This is a genomic window from Yinghuangia aomiensis, from assembly GCF_039542225.1.
Lineage (GTDB): Bacteria > Actinomycetota > Actinomycetes > Streptomycetales > Streptomycetaceae > Yinghuangia > Yinghuangia aomiensis.
The window spans coordinates 219238-239767 of the sequence record NZ_BAABHS010000014.1; the positions used below are offsets into that span (position 1 = coordinate 219238).

The window sequence follows — 20530 nt, forward strand, 5'->3', positions numbered from 1 at the left end:
CACAGCCAGTACCACCTGACCCGATCGACACGATCGACAGTCACGGAGAAGAGATGTCCACCTCCACCACGCCGGAGTCGCGCGACAAGCAGCGCGGCTCCGGCCCCGGCCGGGCGGCTGCCGCGCCCGGCGCGGCCCCGAAGCCGAACAAGACCCAAGTACGGCTCGGCGACCGGCTGTTCCTCGGCTCGTCGCGCGGCGCGGGAATCCTGCTGCTGGTGATCATGGCCGCGATCGCGGTCTTCCTGGTCGTCAAAGCGATCGACGCGCTCGGCAAGAACCACGGGAACTTCCTCACCGACTCCACGTGGATCACCGACGGCGCCAAGCCGAGCTTCGGCGTCGCGGGCCTGGTGACCGGCACGGTCATCAGCGCGGGCATCGCGATGCTCGTCGCGGTGCCGGTCGCGGTGGGGGTGGCGCTCTTCATCACGCATTACGCGCCCCGGCGCGTGGCACAGACCCTCGGCTACATCATCGACCTGCTCGCCGCGGTGCCCAGCGTGGTCTTCGGCCTGTGGGGCCTGGTGTTCCTGTCGCCGAAGCTCATCGACCTGCACATGTGGCTGAGCGACTACCTCGGCTGGATCCCGATCTTCCACAAGGACGAGACGGGCGAGACCGCCCGCACCTTGTTCACCTGCGGGATCATCCTGGCGATCATGGTGCTGCCGATCATCGCCGCGGTCACCCGCGAGGTCTTCCTCCAGGTGCCGCGCGCCCACGAGGAAGCCGCGCTGGCCCTCGGCGCCACCCGCTGGGAGATGATCCGCACCGCGGTCCTGCCGTTCGGCAAGCCGGGCATCATCTCGGCGTCGATGCTCGGCCTCGGCCGCGCACTCGGCGAGACGATCGCCGTCGCCATGGTGCTGTCGTCGAGCCAGGAGGTCGTGTACCAGATCCTCGATCCCAAGGGGAACACGATCGCCGCGAACATCGCGAACCAGTTCGGCGAATCCAACGAACTCGGCCGGGGCGCACTCATCGCCTCCGGCCTCGTGCTGTTCCTGCTGACCCTCCTCGTCAACGGCGCCGCGCGGATCGTCATCAACCGGCACAAGGAGTTCTCGGGGGCCAACGCATGACCACCGTCGTCACCGAAAAGGTCCCCGCCCCCGCGGAGTCCGGCCCGCTGCTGCTGACCCGCCGCACCATGCCGGGCTGGATCCCGTGGGCGATCGGCGCGGGCGCGGTCGGCCTGGGCGTGCTCACCAAGGCCCTCAAGGACAACTGGGCGCTCGGCGCCTTCTACGCGGGCCTGTTCTTCATCGTCGCGGTCACCGTCGCCTCGTGGCGCCTGGAAGACGGCCGCCGCGCGAAGGACCGCTTCGCGACCAGCCTGGTCTCCACCGCGTTCGTGCTCGCGATCGTGCCGCTGGTGTCGATCCTCGGCTACACGGTCATGAAGGGCACCGAGAAGCTCTCGCCCTACTTCCTCTCGCACTCGATGCGCGGCGTCGGTCCGCGCGACGACACCGGCGGCATCTACCACGCGATCATCGGCACGCTGGAACAGGTCGGCCTCGCCACCCTGTTCGCCGTGCCGATCGGCCTGCTCACCGCGATCTACCTGGTCGAGTACGGCCGCGGCCGGCTCGCCAAGACGATCACCTTCTTCGTCGACGTCATGACCGGCGTTCCGTCGATCGTGGCCGGCCTGTTCGTGTACGCCTTCTGGATCATGATGCTCGGGTTCGAGCAGGCCGGCTTCGCCGGTTCGCTCGCGCTGCTCATCCTCATGCTGCCGACCGTCGTGCGGTCCGCCGAGGAAATGCTCAAGCTCGTCCCGAACGAACTGCGCGAAGCCAGCCTGGCGCTCGGCGTGCCGAAGTGGCGCACCGTCCTCAAGGTCGTCCTGCCGACCGCGCTCGGCGGCATCATCACCGGCGTCATGCTGGCGATCGCCCGCGTCATCGGCGAGACCGCGCCGCTGCTCCTGCTGGTCGGCGCGTCGCAGTCGATCAACAGCGACCCGTTCAACGGGTGGCAGAGCGCCCTTCCGCTCTACGTGTTCGACCAGAACCACGCCGGCAACAAGTTCTCGCCCGACCGGGCCTGGGCCGCGGCGCTGACGCTGATCGTCATCGTCATGGTGCTGAACCTGGCCGCGCGTCTGATCGCCCGCTGGAAGGCCCCGAAGGCAGGACGTTGACGATGGCGACCACGCGTATCCCGCACCCGCAGACCGCAGACTCCCGCACAGCACTTCCGACCCCGGGCCGCGGCGCCCGCGACGAGGCCCCCGAGGCAGGCATGACCAAGCGCATCGAAATCACCGGACTCAACGCGTACTACGGCGCCCACCGGGCCGTCGAAGACATCGCGATGACCATCGAGCCGCGCACGGTCACGGCGTTCATCGGCCCGTCCGGCTGCGGCAAGTCGACCTTCATCCGCACCCTGAACCGCATGCACGAACTCGTGCCCGGCGCGCGCGTGGAGGGCTCGGTCAAGCTCGACGGCCAGAACCTCTACAGCCCCGAGGTGGACCCGGTCGCGGTGCGCCGCACCGTCGGCATGGTCTTCCAGCGCGCGAACCCGTTCCCGACGATGTCGATCTACGAGAACGTCGCGGCCGGCCTGCGCCTCAACGGCACCAAGAAGAAGGGCGACCTCGACGCCATCGTGGAGCGCTCGCTGCGCGGCGCCAACCTGTGGAACGAGGTCAAGGACCGCCTCAACAAGCCGGGTTCCGGCCTGTCCGGCGGCCAGCAGCAGCGGCTGTGCATCGCGCGCGCGATCGCCGTCGAGCCGCAGGTGCTGCTGATGGACGAGCCGTGCTCGGCGCTCGACCCGATCTCGACGCTGGCGATCGAGGACCTGATCGCGCTGCTCAAGGAGCGGTACACGATCGTCATCGTCACGCACAACATGCAGCAGGCGGCGCGCGTGAGCGACCGCACCGCGTTCTTCAACCTCGCCGGGCCGGGGCAGCCGGGCCGCCTGGTGGAGATCGGCGACACCGAGAAGATCTTCTCGGCGCCCGAGGTCGAGGCGACCGCCGACTACATCGCCGGCCGCTTCGGCTGAGCACGGACCGGACGACCCGGCGGACGACCCGGTGGACGCGGAACGGGCGGTTCCCCTCGGCAGTGCGAGGGGAACCGCCCGTTCCGTCTACGAGAGGCCCGGATCAGAGCACGATGGCGTGCAGGATCCAGTAGGACACCGCGGCGACGATCGCCGCGGCCGGTATGGTCAGCAGCCACGCCGTCACGATGTTGCCGGCGACGCCCCACCGCACGGCGGACAGCCGCTTGGTGGCGCCGACGCCGAGGATCGACGACGTGATGGTGTGCGTGGTCGACACCGGGGCCTGGTAGGCGATGCCCGCGACGTACAGGACGCCGGCCGCGGTGCTCTCCGCGGCGAACCCGCGCGGCGGGTCCAGCTCGATCACCTTGCGGCCGAGGGTGCGCATGATGCGCCACCCGCCCGCGTACGTGCCCGCGCTGATCGCCATGGCGGCGGACACGGTCACCCACGCCGGCACGTCGTCGCCGGTGTGGTAACCGCCGACGACCAGTGCCATGACGATGATGCCCATCGTCTTCTGGGCGTCCTGCAGACCGTGGCCGAACGCCATCGCGGCGGCGGACAGGGTCTGCGCCATGCGGAAACCGCGGGTCACCTTGTGCGGGTTCCGTTTCCGGAAGATCCACAGGATGGCGACCATCAGCAAGTACGCGATGCCGAAGCCGAGGATCGGCGACACGATCATCGGGATGACGACCTTGTCCCAGACGCCGTCCCACTTGACGGTCTGCGACGCGGCGAGCGCGGCGCCGACCAGGCCGCCGATGAGGGCGTGCGTAGAGGACGAGGGAAGACCGAAGTACCAGGTGATGAGGTTCCAAGTGATGGCGCCGAAGAGTGCCGCGGCGACTATCACCAGGCCTTGGTTGCCCTTGGGCGCGTCGATGATGCCGCTGCCCACGGTTTTCGCGACACCGTGCCCCATGAAGGCTCCGGCGAGGTTCATCACGGCGGCCATGGCCAGCGCGGCCCGGGGCGTGAGCGCCCGGGTCGACACCGAGGTGGCGATGGCGTTGGCCGCGTCGTGGAACCCGTTCGTGTAGTCGAACGCCAGGGCGATCAAAATGATCGCGATGGTGCTCAACAGGACGAGATCCACCGGTCAGGACTCCTTGACCGTGATGGTCTCGATGGTGTTCGCGACGTGCTCGAACCCGTCGGCGGCCTCTTCGAGGGCGTCGACGATGCCCTTGAGCTTCAACACCGTCAGCGCGTCGTACTTGCCGCTGAACAGGTGCGCGAGGAGCTTGCGGTGGACTTGGTCGGCCTGGTTCTCCAGGCGGTTGACCTCGATCCAGTACTCGGTCAGGTCCTTCATGGTGCGCAGCTTGGGCATCGCCTCGGCGGTCAGCTCGGCGGCCCGGACGAGGACCTCGATCTGGTCGGCGATCTGCGGCGGCAGTTCGTCCAGCTGGTACAGCACGACGAGGTCGACGGCCTCGTCCATGTAGTCCATGACGTCGTCGAGCTGCGAGGCCAGGGTGTAGATGTCCTCGCGGTCGAAGGGGGTGATGAACGACGAGTTCAGCTGGCGCAGGATCGCATGGGTCGCGTCGTCGCCGGCGTGTTCGGCCGCGCGCATCCGTTCCGCGATCTCCGGACGAGCGGAGACCTCGGCGCCGAGCAGCTCGGTCAGGAGCTTGGATGCGGTGACCAGGTTGTCCGCCGCGGTGGCGAACATGTCGTAGAAGCTCGTCTCCCTGGGGGTCAGACGCAATCGCACAGAGATCTCCGGGATGAGGAATGCGGTCCTGACGATGCTAGGCGCTCGTCACTGGCGTAATACAAACCGGGGGACGGCCGGCCGAGGCCGCACCGGTCCGGCTTGTACCCGGGCGTAACAGGGCACACGCGCACCGCGACGGCCGGCCCTCGCATCCGGAGGGCCGCCGGAACCGCGCGGGCCGGCCCAGAGGCCGGACGGCGCGGCGGATGCGGCCATTCCGGGCGGATGGGTGCCCGTCGCACAGAGAAGAGTAGGGCGCGCGGGACGATCCGGTTCGCGGAGTTCCGCTTCGGCGGCCGGTGTTGCCCATGTCACATCCGATCACTTTGTCGGCATGACGCCCCCGGGGTGGCCGAGAGAGCTGCCGAATGCTTGCCGAAAATACCCCCCGGGGGTAAATTTGAGGCATGGACACCACGCAGGCCGAGACGCCCGGCACCACCGCAGCCACCCCCGCCGACGCCACCTCGGGCGCCCACGCGGGCCACGACCACGCAGGCCACGGCCATGGCGGCCACGGCTACAGCGCGCGGAAGGACGAGCACCTCAAGCGGCTGCGCCGCATCGAGGGCCAGGTCCGCGGGCTCCAGCGGATGGTCTCCGAAGACGAGTACTGCATCGACGTCCTCACCCAGGTCTCCGCGGCCACCAAGGCGCTGCAGGCCTTCGCCCTGAGCATGCTCGAAGAGCACCTCGCCCATTGTGTCGCACACGCGGTCGAACAGGGCGGACCGGAAGCGGACGCCAAGGTGAAGGAGGCTTCGCAGGCGATCGCGCGGCTGGTGCGGAGCTGAGGACCGGACGGCCCGGTCCGCGGGCGCGAAGCGAAGACGGGCGGGCCCCGGGTCCGGTTTCGGCCTCGGTCGCGGCGTCGGGACGGGAGTGGTCCGGCGGCGCGGCCGAGCTGCGATGTCGCGGCCGGGCAGGGCTGTCGACGGACGAAATTCGGGCACCCTGGGGCGGGCGGGAAGCGGGTTGTCCAGCAAGGCGGCGGCCCCGGTCGGCGTGGGGAGGCTGCGTTGGGCGGGCGTCCGCGTGGGGTCGCGCGCACGTCTCCTACGCGTCATAGGTGGTCGAGCTGGGCGATTCCGAACACCCGGCGATGCGAGGGGTGGTCGGCGATCGGTGGTGGCCGCCGTGGACCGGTCCGGTGGGCGAGCCCGCGGCCGGATGCTCCGTGTGGCCGGAACTCGTCGGTGCCGGAGACTCGGGCGGGGCCGGCATCGCGGGTTCGGCTCGGCAACGAGCCTCCGGCGGTCGACCGGGCAGGCACGCCGGAGGGTGTCCGCGGTCGGGTCAGTCCTCGGTCGGGTGGGCCGGGGTCGGCCAAGGGGCCGACTGGGGAGCGGCGATGCCGAGGACGGCGTCGATTTCCGCCTGGGTGAGCGGGCCTTCGCTCTGGGACGCGGCGATGATCAGGTCGCCGTAGAGCTCGATCTCGTCGAAGACCACCAGGTCGTGCAGTCGTACATCAGAGAACGGTGTCACCCACACCACCTCCTTGGCTGCCGCGGGCGGGGCAGGGACGTCCGCCCGGCCGGGCGCACCCAGCCTAGGGGCGCCCGAAGGGCGTGCGCATGACACGCATGGGCCATTTGCGCACCGCCCGCTCCCGCGGGGCGCGGCCGTCATCGGGGCGGCGCGCGACCGGCGCGCGGAGTGGTGCGGTGCGGCCGCCGCGCCGCGTTCGCGCCGGTGCGCGGGTCGGACGGGGCCGTCCGGCCACGATACGGGGCCGGTGGGTGCGGCGTTCGGATTTCCGGTGGCGGCATCCGCAGACGCCGACGGGGCGGGCCGGAGGATCCGGCCCGCCCCGCGCGGGTGGGTCAGCGCTTGCGGGTCGGCGACGCGGTGGGCGACGCGCTGCCGGACGCGGACGGCGAGGCCGCCGGGCTCGCCGGGGCGCCCGCGGGCGGCGTCGCCGCGCCGTCGGCCACGTACAGCTCGTCGGGGCGCGGCGGCTGCACCTGCACCGGGACGCCGAAGTCGTAAAGCTCGGCGGCCGAAACGACCTTCGCGGTGCGCTCCGCCTTGCCGCCCGAACCGCCGGACGCCAGGTTGAACTCCTCCTGCACCTTGCGCAGCCGGCCCTGCGCGTCCAGCAGCACCTCGAACGGAATCGTCGGGCTGGCAAAGCTCTTCAGCGCGGCGGCGAGCGGGGCGCGCTGGTTCTCCGGCGTCAGGTCGTGCGCCTTGCGGATGTCGAGCGTGCCGGTGTACTTCCGGACGTCGTCAGCGCCCAGCTTCTCCGTCCCGGCCAGCACCACGTCGTCGTTGACGCCGCGCAGTATTTCGAAGGACGTCGTCGGGTCGGCGCTGCCGCCGCTGATGAGGTTGCCGTCGGCGAGGCCGCGCACCTCGATCCGGACCCACTTGTCGGCGGGCACGCCCGGCGTCGCGTTCTTCATGTACAGCGCCTCGGGCGTGACGACTTCCTGGAGCGGGCCGGTCAGGCCGGAGTCCTTCGGGACGTCCAGGCTCACCGTGCCGACCCGGCGGCGGTAGTCGAACAGGCCCTGGCCGGTGAGGGTGACGGTGCGGTCGCCGGACGACATGGTCATCGTGGTGCGGGTCCGCGAACTGCCGGCGTCCACGGTCGTGGCGGTGGCGGCGCGCACCGCGGCGACCGCTTCGGGCTGTCCCGCGGACGCCGGCTTCGCTCCGCCGCCCGCCCCGCAGCCGGTCAGCACCAGGGCACCCGCGCACGCACCGGTCAGCACGATCCGGAACTTCATCCCACGACTCCCGCTGGAGGTCCTCGGTCGGCCCCGTCGGCCGCGCGGGCGCGGGCATCGCAGCCGCGCCACCGCTCAAGGTGAGGAACGAGCGGGTGCGCGCCGGGTCACGGGGCACCGAACGGTTTTTCCGGGAATCCGGGTGCGGGCCTCTCGGCGAACGGGCCGGACGCGGTGACGGGTTCGACGTGCTCGGCGGCGGCCTCTTCGGGTTCCATGCGGCGCGACCACACCAGGTGACGCTCCATCAGCACAGCGGCGCCGTCCGGGTCGCGGGCCTCGATCAGGTCGAGCAGGTCGTGGTGGTCGTGCGCGGTGCGGCTCAGTTCGCCGCGCTCGACGAGCGGGCGGAGGCGGTAGAGCCGGGCCTGCGACCGCAGTTCGAGGACGATGCGGACGAGGCGGGCGTTGCCGGAGAGTTCCAGCAGGCGGGTGTGGAAACGCTGGTCGGCGAGGACGTAGCCGAGGACGTCGCCGTGCTTGACGGCCTCGGCCACGTCGTCGGCGAGGGCCCGCAGGGCGGGCAGCGCGTCGGCGCAGCCGTCACGCGCGAGGTCGGCGACGGTGGGGACTTCGAGGAGCCGGCGCAAGCGGTGGATCTCGTCGGCGTCGCGCGCGGAGAGGGCGCGGACCCGGAATCCCTTGTTGCGCACGGGTTCGACGAGCCCGTCCTTCGCCAAGTCGAGTAATGCCTCGCGGACCGGCGTCGCGGAGACGCCGAACCGGGCGGCAAGGCCGGGAGCGGAGTAGACGACACCGGGCCGCATTTCGCCGGCGACCAGCGCCGCGCGGATCGCCCGGGCGACCTGCTCGCGCAGACTCAGCCGCTCCCCCAAGCGGCCTTTGCCGCCCTCCGATCCGGTTTCCGCCGCCGGCTCGTCCATCCCGCTTCACGTCCCTCCGTGGCCTCCCCGACCGTATCCAAGTTCGCCCGGACGGCGCAGCTTGGCGGACGGCCGACGGCGGGGCGCGGACGCGGTGTTCGGCGAAAAGCCGTCAGCCCCGTCCCGCCCGGCGCCGCGCCACTCCGGTCGTCACCGCCCCCGCCGTCAGCAGCGCGCCCGCCACCGCGACGTACGGCCACGTCGGCGTCCCGCTGCCGCCGGTGTGCGCCAGTTCCGGACCGGCCGCCGCCTGCGGCGCCGCCGTCGCGGCGGCCGGCTTGCCCGCCGGAGCGGCGGTCGCGGGCGCCGACGTCGCCGCGCGTGCCGTCGGCGTCGCCGAGGCCGCCGTCGGGCACGGCTTCGCCCCCAGCGTCAGGGTGACCGGCGCGCTGCCGTTCGGCAGCAAGTGGAGTTCGACGGCCACCGCCTGCCCGGGGTGCTGGGTGCCGAAGCCGATCCACCCGAGCGGCCCGAGGTCGAGCGTGGGCAGGCCGGTGAGCTTGGCTTCGATGCCGATGGTGTGCAGGGCGTCCACCGCGGCGGCGGTCAGGGCGCCGCGCTCGCCGCATGTGGGCTGGAGGAGTTGCAGGTCGACGACGTCGCGCAGCGTCGTCTGGACGCGGTCGGCGGTGGCCGCGGGCGGAGTGGCGGAGGCGGCGGGCGCGGTGGCGGCGGGCGCGGTGGCGGCGGCCGCGGCGGGACCGGCGGCGAGCAGCGCCGCGGCGCAGGTCACCGGAGCGAGCAGGGCGCGGACGGACAGACGGACAGACACAGGGGACCCCTCGTCGTGGCAAAACGCGTCCCGCGGGACGGCGGGCACGCGGAAACAAGCCCGGCGCGGCGCGGAGGGGTGACGCCTGGACCCGGTGACGGATCACCGCCGAACGGGGCGAGTCTGGCAGGAGGGACGGGTGGGGCGGGCGGGAACCGCAAAAAACGACCGACCCGGCCGGAAACCGGCCGGGTCGGCGAAAGCGGTCGTCGAGTGCTCAGGCGGCCACCAGCGGCCGCAGCGGCGTGCGTTCCAACCGGCGGACCAGCGGCAGCAATGCGCGCAGCGCGAGCGGCGACAGCGCCAGCGCGACGAGCGCGCCGAGCGCGAAGCCGCCGATGACGTCCGTCGGGTAGTGCACGCCGACGTACAGCCGGGCGAGGCCCTGCAGCACCGCGACGAGCACCGCCACGGCCCCGAGCTTCCGGTCGACCAGCAGCAGCGCCACCGCGATGGACATGGTGAGCAGCGCGTGGTCGGACGCGAACGACGGGTCGTCCTTGCCTTCCACGAGCACGTGGATCTCCGCGGGATGCGTGACGAACGGCCGCGGCCGGTCCACCCAGTCGCGCAGCGGCATGTTGGCCAGCTCCGCGATCAGCGCGGCGATCGGCGCCCACAGCACGCCCGCGACCGCCACGTCGTGGTCGGGCCGCTTGCGGGCCCGGAACCACGCGAGGCCGACGATCAGCCCGAGCACCGCGAGCAGGCCGAACTCGCCGAGGAACTCCATCGCACCGTGCGCCCACGACGTGTCGTCGGCGAACCCGTTGACGCCCTTGAGGACGTCGAGGTCGACGTTGTCGGCGGCGAGCGGCGGCGCGGAGCTGGCGGCGGGCAGGGCGTACACGGTCACGCGGGATACCTCCGGGAAGTTCGTCCTCGAATGTTCACGTCCGGGAGTATCCGTGTGGTTCCCGGACGTGACGGAATCCCCCGCAATTCCCCGGTCTTCCCCCCGGACGAGCGAATCCCGTCAGCGGCCCTTCTCGTACGCGGCCACCACCTCGTCGGTCGGCCCGTCGGCGAGGATCGTCCCGTCGTGCAGCCAGATGACCCGGTCGCACGTGTCCCGGATGGACTTCATGCTGTGGCTGACCAGGAACACCGAGCCGGCCTGCGCGCGCAGTTCGCGGATGCGGGCCTCGCTGCGCAGCTGGAACTCGCGGTCGCCGGTGGCGAGCGCCTCGTCGATCATCAGCACGTCGTGCGTCTTGGCCGCGGCGATGGAGAACCGCAGGCGCGCGCCCTGGCCCGAGGAGTAGGTGCGCATCGGGCGGCTGAGGATGCCCGGGCTCATCTTCTCCAGGCCGGAGAACTCGGCGATCTCGGTGTACCGGGTCTGGGCTTCCTCCTGCGACATGCCCATGGCGAGGCAGCCGAGGATGATGTTCCGCTCACCCGTCAGCTCGTTCATCATCGCGGCGTTGACGCCGAGCAGCGACGGCTGGCCGTCCGTGTAGATCTTGCCCCTGGTCGGCGGCAGCAGGCCCGCGACGCAGCGCAGCAGGGTGCTCTTGCCGGAGCCGTTGCGGCCGATGAGGCCGATCGCCTCGCCGCGGTAGGCGACGAAGCTGACGCCCTTGACCGCGTGCACCTCGGTGATGCCGGTCGCCTTCTTGCGGGCCACGATGCGGGACAGCGCGGAGGTCGCGCTGCCCTTGCCCGCGCCGGCGCCGTGCACGCGGTAGACGAGGTGCACGTCGTCGACGACGACGGTGGGGGCACTCTCGGCGACCTTCTCGGTCGTCGCGGCGCCGTCCGCGACAGCGGTGTCAGCCACGTCCGTACCTCTCTTCCGCACGCCAGAAGTAGATGAACCCGCCGACGCCGATGACGAGGGCCCAGGCGGCGGCCACGCCCCACGTCCAGGTTGGCACACCGGAGTGGCTTTCGATCAGGGAGTCGCGGACCAGCTCGATGTACACCGCGATGGGATTGAGGTCCAGCGCGTGCCGCACCCAGGCGGGCGCGTCCTTGGTGAAGTTGTCGATGCTGTAGAAGACGCCCGACGTGTACAGCCAGGTCCGCAGGATGAACGGCATCAGCTGGTTGATGTCGGTGACCACCGCGCCGAACCGCGCGACGATCATGCTGAGCCCGATGTTGAACACGAACTGCAGCATCAGCACCGGCACGACCAGCAGCCACTTGAGCGTCAGCGGCTCGCCCTTGGCCAGCACGATGCCGCACAGCACGATCATCGAGATGAGCAGCTGCTGGAGCTGCACGATGGTGAACGAGATCGGCAGGCTGGCGCGCGGGAAGTGCAGGGCGCGGATCAGGTTGAGCTGGCCGCTGATGGACCGGGTCCCGGCCAGCACCGCGCTCTGCGTGAAGCCGAACACGAAGATGCCGGTGACGAGGAAGGCGATGAAGTTCGGAACGCCCCGGTTGGTCTTCAGCATGAGGCCGAAGATCAAGTAGTAGATCGCCGCGTTGAGCAGCGGCGTGAGGATCTGCCAGACCTGTCCGAGCCTGGCGTCGCTGTACGACGCGCGAGTCTTGGCGTTGGCGAACGCGACGATGAAGTGGCGCCGCTGCCAGAGCTGTTTGACGTACGCGCCCAGACCCGGGCGCGCGCCGCTGACGGTCAGCCCGTGCCGGGCGGCGAGTTCCGCGAGCGACTCCCCGTCGCCTGGCGGGGAACTCCTGGGGAGAGCGTCGGTCGTTGCGCTGTTGGCCACAATGACACTTTCGATTCGGGCCTTCGGGGGCAGGTGGAAGATCAGACGATGGGCGGGCGGCCCAAGCGGGTCATCCGCCAAACGGTTCGCCAGGACATGGGACGCCGTCCGCCGCAGGAAGCGTTCCAGCCTTCCCGGAAACCGCCGCGCCACGCCTGCATGGCTTCCTTGGACGGCCGCCGCGCGGTGGTGATCACGATCCAGGTTCCGAGGTACACCGGCACGATCGGCCACGGCAGATTGCGCCGGGCCAGCCATACCCGGTTGCGGGCGTTCATACGGAAGAACGCCGCGTGCCGGGCCGGGCTGGTGGCCGGGTGCTCCAAGAGGACGTCGGCACGGTACTCGACCTTCCAGCCGGCGTCGATGGCCCGCCATGCCAGGTCGGTTTCCTCGTGCGCGTAGAAGAAGTCGTCGGGCAGGCCGCCGACTTCCCGCAGCACCGCGGCGCGGATCGCGCAGGCGCCACCGAGGAAGGTGGTGGCGGCGCTGGACCGCTCCGGGTCGGAGGCGCGCAGCCGCGGCACGTGCCTGCGCTGCGTTTCGCCGGTCTCCGGGTCGACGATGCGGAAGCTGACGATGCCCAGCTTCGGGTCCGCGTCGAAGGCCGCGCGCAGCAGGCGCGCGGTCTCCGGGTCCGGGAGCCGGCCGTCGTCGTCCAGGAACAGCACGACGTCGTCGTCGAGCTCCGCGGCGCCGACGTTGCGTCCGGCCGGTATGCCGACGTTCTCGGGGAGGGCGACGGTGCGCACCTTCTCCCCCGCGACCTCGGGCACGGGACCGCCGTTGGCGACCACGACCACGTCTATCGGGGCGCCCTGCTGGGCGGCCACCGAGTCGAGCAGCGCGGACAGCGCGTCGGGCCGGTCGCCCATGGTGAGGACGACCGCGCCGAGTGACACTTCGGGACGTATCTGGGCAGGTACCGACACCCGGGGCTTCTCCTTTGCGTCCGGTGCGCCCTCTGCCTGCACGCCGCTTTCCGGAGCCGCGGTCACTTGAGCCTGCTCGACAGGAGGATGCTGGCCAGGTGCAGGGCCGTCTGCAGGACCGCGACCCCGGCCAGGACCGCGACGGCGATCCGGCTGAACAGCAGGTCGCCGTGCACCGCGTCGAAGATGCCGGCGACGAGCAGCAGCAGGGACGCCTCGACGCCGCCGACGAGGCGGTGGAACTTGAGCGATGCGGCGACCTTGCGGGCCTTGGCGGCGCCGGTGGAGCGCGGCACCGAGGCGGCGTCCTGGACGGGCGCAAGGCCGGAACGGGCGCGCGAGACGTCGACGAGGTCGGTCTCGGACTTGATGAGGATCGCGCCGAGCGCGGCGATTGCGCCGAGGAACGCCCAGCCGCGCACGCCGCCGTCGCCGAACACGTCGGAGGCGTGCAGGCCGGCGCCGACGAGGAGGGCCGCTTCGGACAGGTAGTGGCCGACCCGGTCGAGGTAGACGCCGGTGACCGAGGTCTGCCGCCGCCAGCGGGCGACTTCGCCGTCGACGCAGTCGAGCAGCAGGTAGACCTGGATCAGCACGGCGGCGAGCACCGGTCCGGCGAGGCCGGGGATGGTGAGCGCGGCGCCGGCGGCTATGCCGGCGACGATCATCAGGTAGGTCAATTGGTTGGGCGTGATGCGTGTTCCGACCACACGCCGGGTGATCTGCAGCGAAATCTGACGCATGTACAGGCGCCCGGCCCAATGTTCGCCGCTTCTGCGGTCGAGCAACCCCTCAGGGTGGCAGACCGCGCGGAGTTCAGCCGCTGTAGGTGTCGACATAATCAGCTACCGCATCTCCGAGGGCATCGCGCCCGAGACCGAGGTGTTCGATGATGGTGTAACGCCCCGGGCGGGTCGCCGGCGCGAACTCCAGCACGTCCACGAATTGCTCGGCGGTCAGGCCGAGTTGCGCGGGGACGATCGGAAGTCCGTGCCGGTCGAGGGACGCGGCCAGCCGGTCGGCCAGACCGCGGTCGCCGCGGAGGTAGGTGCAGAACGCCGCGCCCAAGCCCACCTGCTCGCCGTGCAAGCCGTCGCGCTCGGGGAACAGCAGGTCGATGGCGTGCGAGATCTCGTGGCAGCCGCCGCTGCACGGACGGGACGTCCCGGTCACCGACATCGCGATCCCGGACAGCACGAGGCCTTCGGTAAGCGCGACGAGGAACGGGTCGTCCTCGACGGTGTCCGGCCGGTGCAGCAGCGACTCCCCCGCGGTACGCGAGAACGCCGCCGCCAGACCGTCGAACGCTTCGCCGGTCTCGCGGGCGGAAAGCTCCCAGTCGGCGACCGACGACAGGTTGCTCAGGGCCTCGCCGATGCCGGAGCGGACGAACCGCTTCGGCGCCTCCCGTATGACGGCCAGGTCGACGATGAGCGCGATCGGAGTGGGAACGCCGTACGAGCCGCGGCCCTTGTCGTTGTCGAGAATGCTGACCGGCGAGGCGATGCCGTCGTGCGCGAGGTTGGTCGCGACGGCGACGACCGGAAGGCCGACGCGCGCCGCGGCGTACTTGGTGGCGTCCAGGACACGGCCGCCGCCGATGCCGACGACCGCGTCGTAGTTGCCCGCGCCCATCCGGTCGGCCAGGTCGACGGCGGCGGCGAGGCTGCCGCCGTCCACGCCGAACCATTCGGCGTCCGGTATCGCCGGGGCGAGCCGTTCCCGCAGCCGGGCGCCGGAACCGGTGCTGACCGCGACGGCCAGCCGGCCCGACGTGGACACGCGCCGGTCCGACAGGATGGCGGACAGATCGCCCAAAGCACCTGGACGGATGTCGACCGTGAGCGGCGCCGGGACCAAGCGCGTCAGTATCGGCACGCTATCTCCCGGGCCTTCATGAGGTCTTCCGTGGTGTCGATCTCGGTCCAGACCGCGCCGCCGATGGACTGCACGTCGACCCGCACGCCGCGGTCGGCGAGTTCCTGGTAGCCGTCCTCGTAGTACAGCTGCGCGTCGCGGCGCCACGTCGTCTCGAGCGCGTCGACCAGCGCGGGCGCGGAGCGGCCCTCGATCAGCGTCACGCCGATGTACTCGCCGACGGCGGCGGCCGGGTCCATGAGCTTGGTGATGTGCGCCACACCGCCGGCCTCGTCGAGACGGACCTTCATCTCCTCGTCGGCGAGCGGCTTGGCGTCGTCGAGGGCGAGGATGATGCCCTTGGCGTCGGAGCGGGCGCCGAGCAGCGCCTCCTGGACGCTCAGCGGGTGGAGCGTGTCACCGTTCGCGAGCAGCACGCCTTCGGCCAGGTAGTCGCGTGCGCACCACAGCGAGTAGGCGTTGTTCCACTCCTCGGCCTTGTCGTTCTCCACGAGGTGGAGCTTGAGGCCGTAGGTCTTCTCCAGGTCCGCCTTGCGCTCGCGCACCGCGTCGCCGCAGTAGCCGACGACTATCGCGGCCTCCGCGAGGCCGACCGCGGCGTAGTTCTCCAGCGTGAAGTCCACGACCGAACGTTCGTCCCGCACCGGCACCAGGGCCTTGGGCAGCGTGTCCGTCCAGGGCCGCAGTCTCCGTCCGGCGCCGGCGGCAAGGATCAGACCGATCATCGTGCTACTCCTGTTCGGGTCGGACGCCCCTGCGGCGCCCGCGCGGTTGCTCACCCGGCGCTCGCGCGCGTACCGGCGCCGGATGTCGTGGGCGACCCCGTACCCGGGGAGACGCCCGGGCGGCCGGAATCGCTCCCGGACCGCGGCGCGGCCGCGGGCGGCAGCGAGTCGTCGAGGTCCGGCGTGGCGCCGCGGACCCAGAACGCGATGCTCTCGGCGAGGACCGCGAGAGCGGCCGCCACGGCGATCACCGTGATTCCGGTGCGCAAGGGCGTGGCCCCTGCGGCGGCGAGCACGGCGACCAGCAGCACGCGTCCTTCCTGGCCGCCGATCCCCCACACCAGCGCGCGCGGCGGGGCCGAATGGCCGCCGCGCAAACGGTAGACGGTGTCGTAGTGATGGTAGGCGATCACTGCCACCAGCCCGAATGCCCCCGGCAGGGCATCCGGTGCCACCCGGGCCGTGAGGGCGATCACAGCGGAGTACTCGGCGGCGCGGAACGCGGGCGGCACGAGCCAGTCGAGGCGCCCGGCGAGCGGACGGCTCACCACGGCGCCCGCCGCGACGACGTAGACCGCGGCCGCGCCGAGCACCGCGGGGTGGTCGGCGAACACGCCCAGGCCGACGACCGCGGCGGCGAGCGGCACCAGGTAGGCGATACCGCCCGCAGGCCACCGGAGTTTGCCGAGTGCCGCGGCGATCGGCCCGGTGTCGGAAAGCGCGAACAGCACGCGCTGCACGGCCGGCTCCTGCGGCGCGCGGCGCGGCAGCGACCGCAGGATGCGGCCGACGGAGGTGTAGCAGGCGGCGAACGCGCAGCCGATCAACAGCACCACGAAGGTGATCCGCGGGGTGGTCGTCGCGGTCAGCACCGCGATCAGCGCCCAGCGCTCGCCGATCGGCAGGATGATCATGCGCCGGGCCCACACCGTCCAGCCGACGTCGTTGAGGCGCCCGGACAGCTTCGCGCCGGCGCCTTCCTCGTCGCCGTCGCCGCCGCCGCGGGTCTCGTTGAACGCGAAGTCGACGATGTGCCGGGTCGTCATCAACGCCATGGCGGAGACGGCCAGGAGCCATACGTCGTCGCCGTTGCGGCCCGCGCCGACGGCGAGGCCGGCGTAGACGGCGTACTCCTTGACGCGGTCGAACGTCGCGTCCAGCCACGACCCGATGCGCGAGTAGTTGACCGTGTACCGGGCGAGTTGGCCGTCCGTGCAGTCCAGGACGAACGAGAAGTACAGGGCGAGCGCCGCGGCGACATAGCCGATGCGGCTGCCGGTGGCCGCGCCCGCGGCTCCGGCGAGGGCCACGAGCAGTGACGCCACCGTCACTTGATTCGGGGTCAGGCCGCGGCCGGCGCACCAGCGCGCGACGTAGCGCGACCAGGTACTGACGGCGAACGTGGTGAAGAAGCCGTCGCGGGCTTTGACCGCGGTGCGCAGGCGTATCGCGTCCTCGTCCACCGCGGTGACGCGGGCGAGCGCGTCGGCGTGCGCGTCGGGCGTCTCGGGGACTTCGGCGACGAACTCGCCGAGCGGCAGGTCGCGGACCGGGACGTCGGCGTCGCGCAGCCGGTCGGCGAGGCGCTCCGGCGTCCACGCGGAAATCGGCAGACCGGCGGCCGCGTCCGTGAACGCGGCGCGGGCGTCGCCGTCCACGACGAGCACGCCCGGGATCGCCCTGGCCGGAAAACGCGAGTCCAGGAGCGCCATGCGCAGGGCGTGGGTGTGGCCGACGAACCGTGCGTCCACGACGAGCAGCCGACCATCTGCGGGCTCCGGAAGCCCGCCGGGCAGGCCGGTGCCGGCGTCGACCGGAATACCCGGGATGCCGAGCGATGCCAGGACACGCGCGGCGAACGTCTCGTCGTTCGCCGCCCCGAGGATCAACGCCGTCGGCAGAAGTCACCACTCCCTCACGCGGGGCCCGCCGGGGCGAAGAGTCCGCAGGTGGCGCCCGGGGACCCGAGAGTAGCGCCTGAAGGAACGCACGCCCACTGCGGCAATGTTTTGTACGAAAATACGATGTTTGGCCTGCGGCGCGGCGGCGCGTTTACGGTCCGGCAGGCCTCCCACGCAGGCTGCCCGCCGGCCGCCGGGGACCGGAAAAGCCGTGCGTACCAAGCCAGCTTGCCCTGAACGCGTCCCGGACACCGGGGGTATCGGCCGCCGACGGCGCCGCACCGCGAGACACTCCGACAAAATACGCGCCATCTGCCCCACCCGTCACAGCGGGGCCCGCAGCCGCGTTCTCCAGCCGACTCGGACCTGCCGCCCGGAGCCGGGGTGGTACGGCAAATGCCCTGCCGCACACGGACTTTGACCGCGCCTGCCGGGCCTCGAGGCGCCGCGTCGGCACACCGGCGCCGCGGCGTCTCCTCACCCGACCGCACCGCCGCGCCCCAGGCGCCGCAACGGTTAGGCTCGCGGCATGACATGGCTGATCACCGGAGGAGCCGGTTACATCGGGGCCCACGTCGTCCGCGACCTCCTGGACGCCGGCGAGCAGGCAATCGTGCTGGACGACCTGTCCACCGGATCGCGCGACGTGGTGCCCGAGGATGCCGGATTCGTCCAGGGGTCGGTCCTCGATGCGGCGCTGCTGGACCGGGTCTTCCGGGAGCACCGAATAGCCGGCGTCATCCACATCGCGGGCAAGAAGCGCGTGGAGGAATCGGTCGCCCGGCCGCTGTACTACTACCGCGAGAACGTCGACGGGCTGCGCACGCTGCTCGACGCGATGGTCGCGGCGGGCGTGCGGCGGCTGGTCTTCTCCTCCAGCGCCGCGGTCTACGGAATGCCGGACGTGGACCTGGTCCACGAGGACACCCCGTGCGCGCCCATCAACCCGTACGGCGAGAGCAAACTCGTCGGGGAGTGGCTGATCCGCGCCGCGGCGGAGGCCCACGGCATCGCGTACGCGTCACTGCGCTACTTCAACGTGGCCGGCGCGGCGCGGCCCGAACTCGCCGACCGCGGCGCGTTCAACCTCATCCCCATGGTCTTCGACCGGATCGGGGAAGGACTGCCGCCGCGGATCTTCGGCACCGACTACGCCACTCCCGACGGCACCTGCGTCCGCGACTTCATCCACGTCCAGGACCTGGCCGCGGCGCACATCGCCGCCGCCCGGCGGCTCGCCGCCGACCCGGAAGCCCGCCTGACCCTCAACGTGGGGCGCGGCGAGGGCACCAGCGTGCGGGCGATGGTGGACCTCATCGCCGAGGTGACCGGCACCGCCGGCCTCGGCGTGGAGACCGCCGCACGGCGCCCCGGTGACCCGGCGCGCGTGGTGGCCGCCTCGGCCCGGATCGAGCGGGAACTGGGCTTCACCGCCCGCTTCGACGTGCGGGCGATGGTCGAGTCGGCATGGGCCGGGCGACTCGCCCGGGTCGGCGCCGTCGGCCGCTGACGCCGGTCGGCAAGACAAACCGGCTGGTCAGCGCGTCGCCCTGAGCGGCAAATCCGACATTTCTTACCAATTCCCCGCGCCAGGCCTGCCGTTCCATGGCCATCAACCCCACCCACCGAGCAACTAAAGGTTTAATTCGGACAATTGGGGCTTCAGTTCCGGAATATGGGCCAGGTCACACGGACGCGACATCCTGTGACGGCCGCACCGCACACCGCGACGAAGTCGCACGAGGCGTCAGTGATCCGGTACGGAAGGTAGGAATTCGGACACCTACCGACAGGTCGGCGTGACAAGGAGTCATCTCTTCCCCGCCGTCAAGCGGTCTCAAACCTCCTCTTTTGCCGAGTCGCTTGTGATCTCGGGACGCGTCTGCCTAACGTGCTCCGCGTCGGTCCCCACACCGACCCCTCCCACCGGAACGCCTAGTTCTGCCGCCGGCCGGGACGGGACCGCTGAGTAAGCGACCACGGCAGAAGCGGGGGAACCAGGTGTAACGCGCCGGCCCGGCGACAACCGGGACGGCTTGGGGTGAAGCCATGCCTCGAACGCCCTGAACAGGGGCCATCGAAGGCTGGCCGGGCAACTCCAGCCCGAATCCGACAGCTCACCTCGCAGGCGTAGGAGAGGAAACGCTTCATGCTGTCCGGAATCGGGCGTCATCGCCGTACCCGCATGTCCACGACCTCGCGTTTCGCGCTTGCCGCCGGTGTCACCGGCGCCGCGATAGCCGCCCCGATCATCGGCGCCACCAGCGCGTCGGCCGCTTCGGTGAGCACCTGGGACAAGGTCGCGGCGTGCGAGTCGACCAACAACTGGTCGATCAACACCGGCAACGGTTTCTACGGTGGCCTCCAGTTCACCAACTCCACGTGGCAGGAGTTCGGCGGCACGCAGTTCGCGCCGCGCGCCGACCTGGCCACCAAGGACCAGCAGATCGCGATCGCCGAGAAGGTGCTCGCCGTCCAGGGCCCCGGCGCCTGGCCGGTCTGCTCCGTCAAGGCGGGCCTGACCAAGAACAGCGGCACCCCGTCGCTCGACACCGGCTCCTCGGCGAAGTCCTCCGCCGCCAAGCCGGCCGCGCAGCCGAAGACCGCCTCGCAGGCCCCGGCCGCGAAGCTCACCCAGGACGCGCCGCAGACGCAGGCCGCGGCCCCGAAGGCCGAGACCAAGACCACGGCGCCCGCCCCGGCGGCCTCCACCGCCAAGTCGGCGTACACCGTCGTGGTCGGTGACACCCTCTACAAGATCGCCACCTCGCACGGCGTGTCCGGCGGCTGGCAGAAGGTCTACGACCTCAACCGCGGCGTCATCGGCGGCAACCCGAACCTGATCTTCCCGGGCCAGAAGCTCGCGCTCTCCGCGCAGGCCTCCGCCCCGGCCGCGAAGCTCACCGAGGACAAGGCCCCGGCCGCGACCACCTCGTCGTCCTCGTCCTCCTCGTCTTCTTCCTCCGCGAAGCTGACCGAGGACAAGGCGCCGAGCAAGTCGACCGCCAAGTCGCAGAGCAGCAGCACCGCGAAGTCCTCGGACAGCAGCAGCTCCTCCTCGACCGCGTCGTCGACCGGCTACGTCCGCCCGGTCCCGGGCGCCCCGCACGGCTCCTACGGCAAGTCCGGCTCGCTGTGGTCGCACGGCCACACCGGTGAGGACTTCACCGCCGCCTCCGGCACCTCGGTCAAGGCCGTCACCTCCGGCACCATCGTGTCCGCCGGCTGGGGCGGCGCCTACGGCAACGAGGTCG

Annotated in this window: 20 protein-coding genes and 1 riboswitch; of the genes, 6 read left to right on the forward strand and 14 right to left on the reverse strand. The window is 71.3% G+C overall.

Annotated features, from left to right (window positions below; all coding sequences use genetic code 11):
* The first annotated feature begins 53 nt into the window (after window positions 1–53).
* From pstC to pstB, 3 genes are all read left to right on the forward strand, one after another.
* Window positions 54–1085 carry a phosphate ABC transporter permease subunit PstC gene (pstC, locus tag ABEA93_RS21030; protein WP_345677183.1) on the forward strand — a complete coding sequence of 344 codons (1032 nt, stop codon included), beginning with the start codon at window positions 54–56 and terminating at the stop codon, window positions 1083–1085.
* Window positions 1082–2152 (forward strand): phosphate ABC transporter permease PstA, encoded by a 1071-nt coding sequence (pstA, locus tag ABEA93_RS21035; protein ID WP_425585024.1) that lies wholly within the window; start codon window positions 1082–1084, stop codon window positions 2150–2152. The genes pstC and pstA overlap by 4 nt, the downstream gene beginning before the upstream one ends.
* A 101-nt stretch (window positions 2153–2253) precedes the next feature.
* The gene (gene pstB / locus ABEA93_RS21040) at window positions 2254–3030 is read left to right on the forward strand and encodes a phosphate ABC transporter ATP-binding protein PstB (protein ID WP_345677217.1); all 777 of its coding nucleotides are present in this window, start codon (window positions 2254–2256) and stop codon (window positions 3028–3030) included.
* 103 nt (window positions 3031–3133) lie between these two features.
* Here pstB and ABEA93_RS21045 read toward each other — a convergent pair whose 3' ends face one another.
* Window positions 3134–4120 (reverse strand): inorganic phosphate transporter, encoded by a 987-nt coding sequence (locus ABEA93_RS21045; RefSeq protein WP_345677218.1) that lies wholly within the window; start codon window positions 4118–4120, stop codon window positions 3134–3136.
* Between the two features lie 18 nt (window positions 4121–4138).
* Window positions 4139–4759 (reverse strand): DUF47 domain-containing protein, encoded by a 621-nt coding sequence (locus ABEA93_RS21050; protein ID WP_345677184.1) that lies wholly within the window; start codon window positions 4757–4759, stop codon window positions 4139–4141.
* A 410-nt stretch (window positions 4760–5169) separates the two neighbouring features.
* Here ABEA93_RS21050 and ABEA93_RS21055 point away from each other — a divergent pair, with 410 nt between their 5' ends.
* The gene (locus ABEA93_RS21055; protein WP_345677185.1) at window positions 5170–5556 is read left to right on the forward strand and encodes a metal-sensitive transcriptional regulator; all 387 of its coding nucleotides are present in this window, start codon (window positions 5170–5172) and stop codon (window positions 5554–5556) included.
* A 502-nt stretch (window positions 5557–6058) separates the two neighbouring features.
* Here ABEA93_RS21055 and ABEA93_RS21060 read toward each other — a convergent pair.
* The 12 genes from ABEA93_RS21060 to ABEA93_RS21115 form a co-directional block, all read right to left on the reverse strand.
* Window positions 6059–6250, reverse strand: coding sequence for a hypothetical protein (locus ABEA93_RS21060; RefSeq protein ID WP_345677186.1), 192 nt, complete (start codon window positions 6248–6250; stop codon window positions 6059–6061).
* A gap of 338 nt (window positions 6251–6588) precedes the next feature.
* Window positions 6589–7497 carry an SCO4651 family lipoprotein gene (locus ABEA93_RS21065; protein WP_345677187.1) on the reverse strand — a complete coding sequence of 303 codons (909 nt, stop codon included), beginning with the start codon at window positions 7495–7497 and terminating at the stop codon, window positions 6589–6591.
* A 107-nt stretch (window positions 7498–7604) separates the two neighbouring features.
* Window positions 7605–8381 (reverse strand): GntR family transcriptional regulator, encoded by a 777-nt coding sequence (locus ABEA93_RS21070; RefSeq protein ID WP_345677188.1) that lies wholly within the window; start codon window positions 8379–8381, stop codon window positions 7605–7607.
* A gap of 112 nt (window positions 8382–8493) precedes the next feature.
* Window positions 8494–9153 (reverse strand): hypothetical protein, encoded by a 660-nt coding sequence (locus ABEA93_RS21075; protein ID WP_345677189.1) that lies wholly within the window; start codon window positions 9151–9153, stop codon window positions 8494–8496.
* 217 nt (window positions 9154–9370) lie between these two features.
* On the reverse strand, window positions 9371–10009 hold the full coding sequence (locus ABEA93_RS21080) for a phosphatase PAP2 family protein (RefSeq protein WP_345677190.1): 639 nt from the start codon (window positions 10007–10009) through the stop codon (window positions 9371–9373).
* Between the two features lie 120 nt (window positions 10010–10129).
* A complete protein-coding gene (locus tag ABEA93_RS21085; RefSeq protein ID WP_345677191.1) occupies window positions 10130–10936 on the reverse strand; it encodes an ABC transporter ATP-binding protein in 807 nt (268 codons plus the stop codon).
* Entirely contained in the window at window positions 10929–11840 is a 912-nt protein-coding gene (locus tag ABEA93_RS21090; protein ID WP_345677192.1) for an ABC transporter permease, read from the reverse strand. Before ABEA93_RS21090 ends, ABEA93_RS21085 begins: the two co-directional genes overlap by 8 nt.
* 41 nt (window positions 11841–11881) lie before the next feature.
* A complete protein-coding gene (locus ABEA93_RS21095; RefSeq protein ID WP_425585031.1) occupies window positions 11882–12715 on the reverse strand; it encodes a glycosyltransferase family 2 protein in 834 nt (277 codons plus the stop codon).
* 119 nt (window positions 12716–12834) lie between these two features.
* Window positions 12835–13611 (reverse strand): CDP-alcohol phosphatidyltransferase family protein, encoded by a 777-nt coding sequence (locus tag ABEA93_RS21100; protein ID WP_345677194.1) that lies wholly within the window; start codon window positions 13609–13611, stop codon window positions 12835–12837.
* Window positions 13589–14650, reverse strand: a complete 1062-nt coding sequence (locus ABEA93_RS21105) for an iron-containing alcohol dehydrogenase family protein (RefSeq protein WP_345677195.1) — start codon at window positions 14648–14650, stop codon at window positions 13589–13591. Before ABEA93_RS21105 ends, ABEA93_RS21100 begins: the two co-directional genes overlap by 23 nt.
* The gene (locus ABEA93_RS21110) at window positions 14638–15375 is read right to left on the reverse strand and encodes a phosphocholine cytidylyltransferase family protein (protein ID WP_345677196.1); all 738 of its coding nucleotides are present in this window, start codon (window positions 15373–15375) and stop codon (window positions 14638–14640) included. Before ABEA93_RS21110 ends, ABEA93_RS21105 begins: the two co-directional genes overlap by 13 nt.
* Before the next feature lie 50 nt (window positions 15376–15425).
* Window positions 15426–17276: a DUF5941 domain-containing protein gene (locus ABEA93_RS21115; protein ID WP_425585032.1), complete on the reverse strand. Its 1851-nt coding sequence runs from the start codon at window positions 17274–17276 to the stop codon at window positions 15426–15428.
* A 529-nt stretch (window positions 17277–17805) separates the two neighbouring features.
* Between ABEA93_RS21115 and galE the strand changes: the two genes are divergently transcribed.
* Both galE and ABEA93_RS21125 read left to right on the forward strand, forming a co-directional pair.
* On the forward strand, window positions 17806–18786 hold the full coding sequence (galE, locus tag ABEA93_RS21120) for a UDP-glucose 4-epimerase GalE (RefSeq protein WP_345677197.1): 981 nt from the start codon (window positions 17806–17808) through the stop codon (window positions 18784–18786).
* Between the two features lie 443 nt (window positions 18787–19229).
* Window positions 19230–19422: riboswitch (cyclic di-AMP (ydaO/yuaA leader) on the forward strand.
* A 3-nt stretch (window positions 19423–19425) separates the two neighbouring features.
* Window positions 19426–20530, forward strand: a 1105-nt coding sequence (locus ABEA93_RS21125) for a transglycosylase family protein (protein ID WP_345677198.1), incomplete at its 3' end; no start/stop codon positions are given.

Coding starts and splice junctions, on each gene's coding strand:
- galE (WP_345677197.1), top strand. CDS start 17,806: ATGACATGGCTGATCACCGGAGGAGCCGGTTACATCGGGGCCCACGTC.
- ABEA93_RS21065 (WP_345677187.1), bottom strand. CDS start 7,497: ATGAAGTTCCGGATCGTGCTGACCGGTGCGTGCGCGGGTGCCCTGGTG.
- pstA (WP_425585024.1), top strand. CDS start 1,082: ATGACCACCGTCGTCACCGAAAAGGTCCCCGCCCCCGCGGAGTCCGGC.
- ABEA93_RS21100 (WP_345677194.1), bottom strand. CDS start 13,611: ATGTCGACACCTACAGCGGCTGAACTCCGCGCGGTCTGCCACCCTGAG.
- ABEA93_RS21055 (WP_345677185.1), top strand. CDS start 5,170: ATGGACACCACGCAGGCCGAGACGCCCGGCACCACCGCAGCCACCCCC.
- ABEA93_RS21095 (WP_425585031.1), bottom strand. CDS start 12,715: ATGGGCGACCGGCCCGACGCGCTGTCCGCGCTGCTCGACTCGGTGGCC.
- ABEA93_RS21110 (WP_345677196.1), bottom strand. CDS start 15,375: ATGATCGGTCTGATCCTTGCCGCCGGCGCCGGACGGAGACTGCGGCCC.
- pstC (WP_345677183.1), top strand. CDS start 54: ATGTCCACCTCCACCACGCCGGAGTCGCGCGACAAGCAGCGCGGCTCC.
- ABEA93_RS21070 (WP_345677188.1), bottom strand. CDS start 8,381: ATGGACGAGCCGGCGGCGGAAACCGGATCGGAGGGCGGCAAAGGCCGC.
- pstB (WP_345677217.1), top strand. CDS start 2,254: ATGACCAAGCGCATCGAAATCACCGGACTCAACGCGTACTACGGCGCC.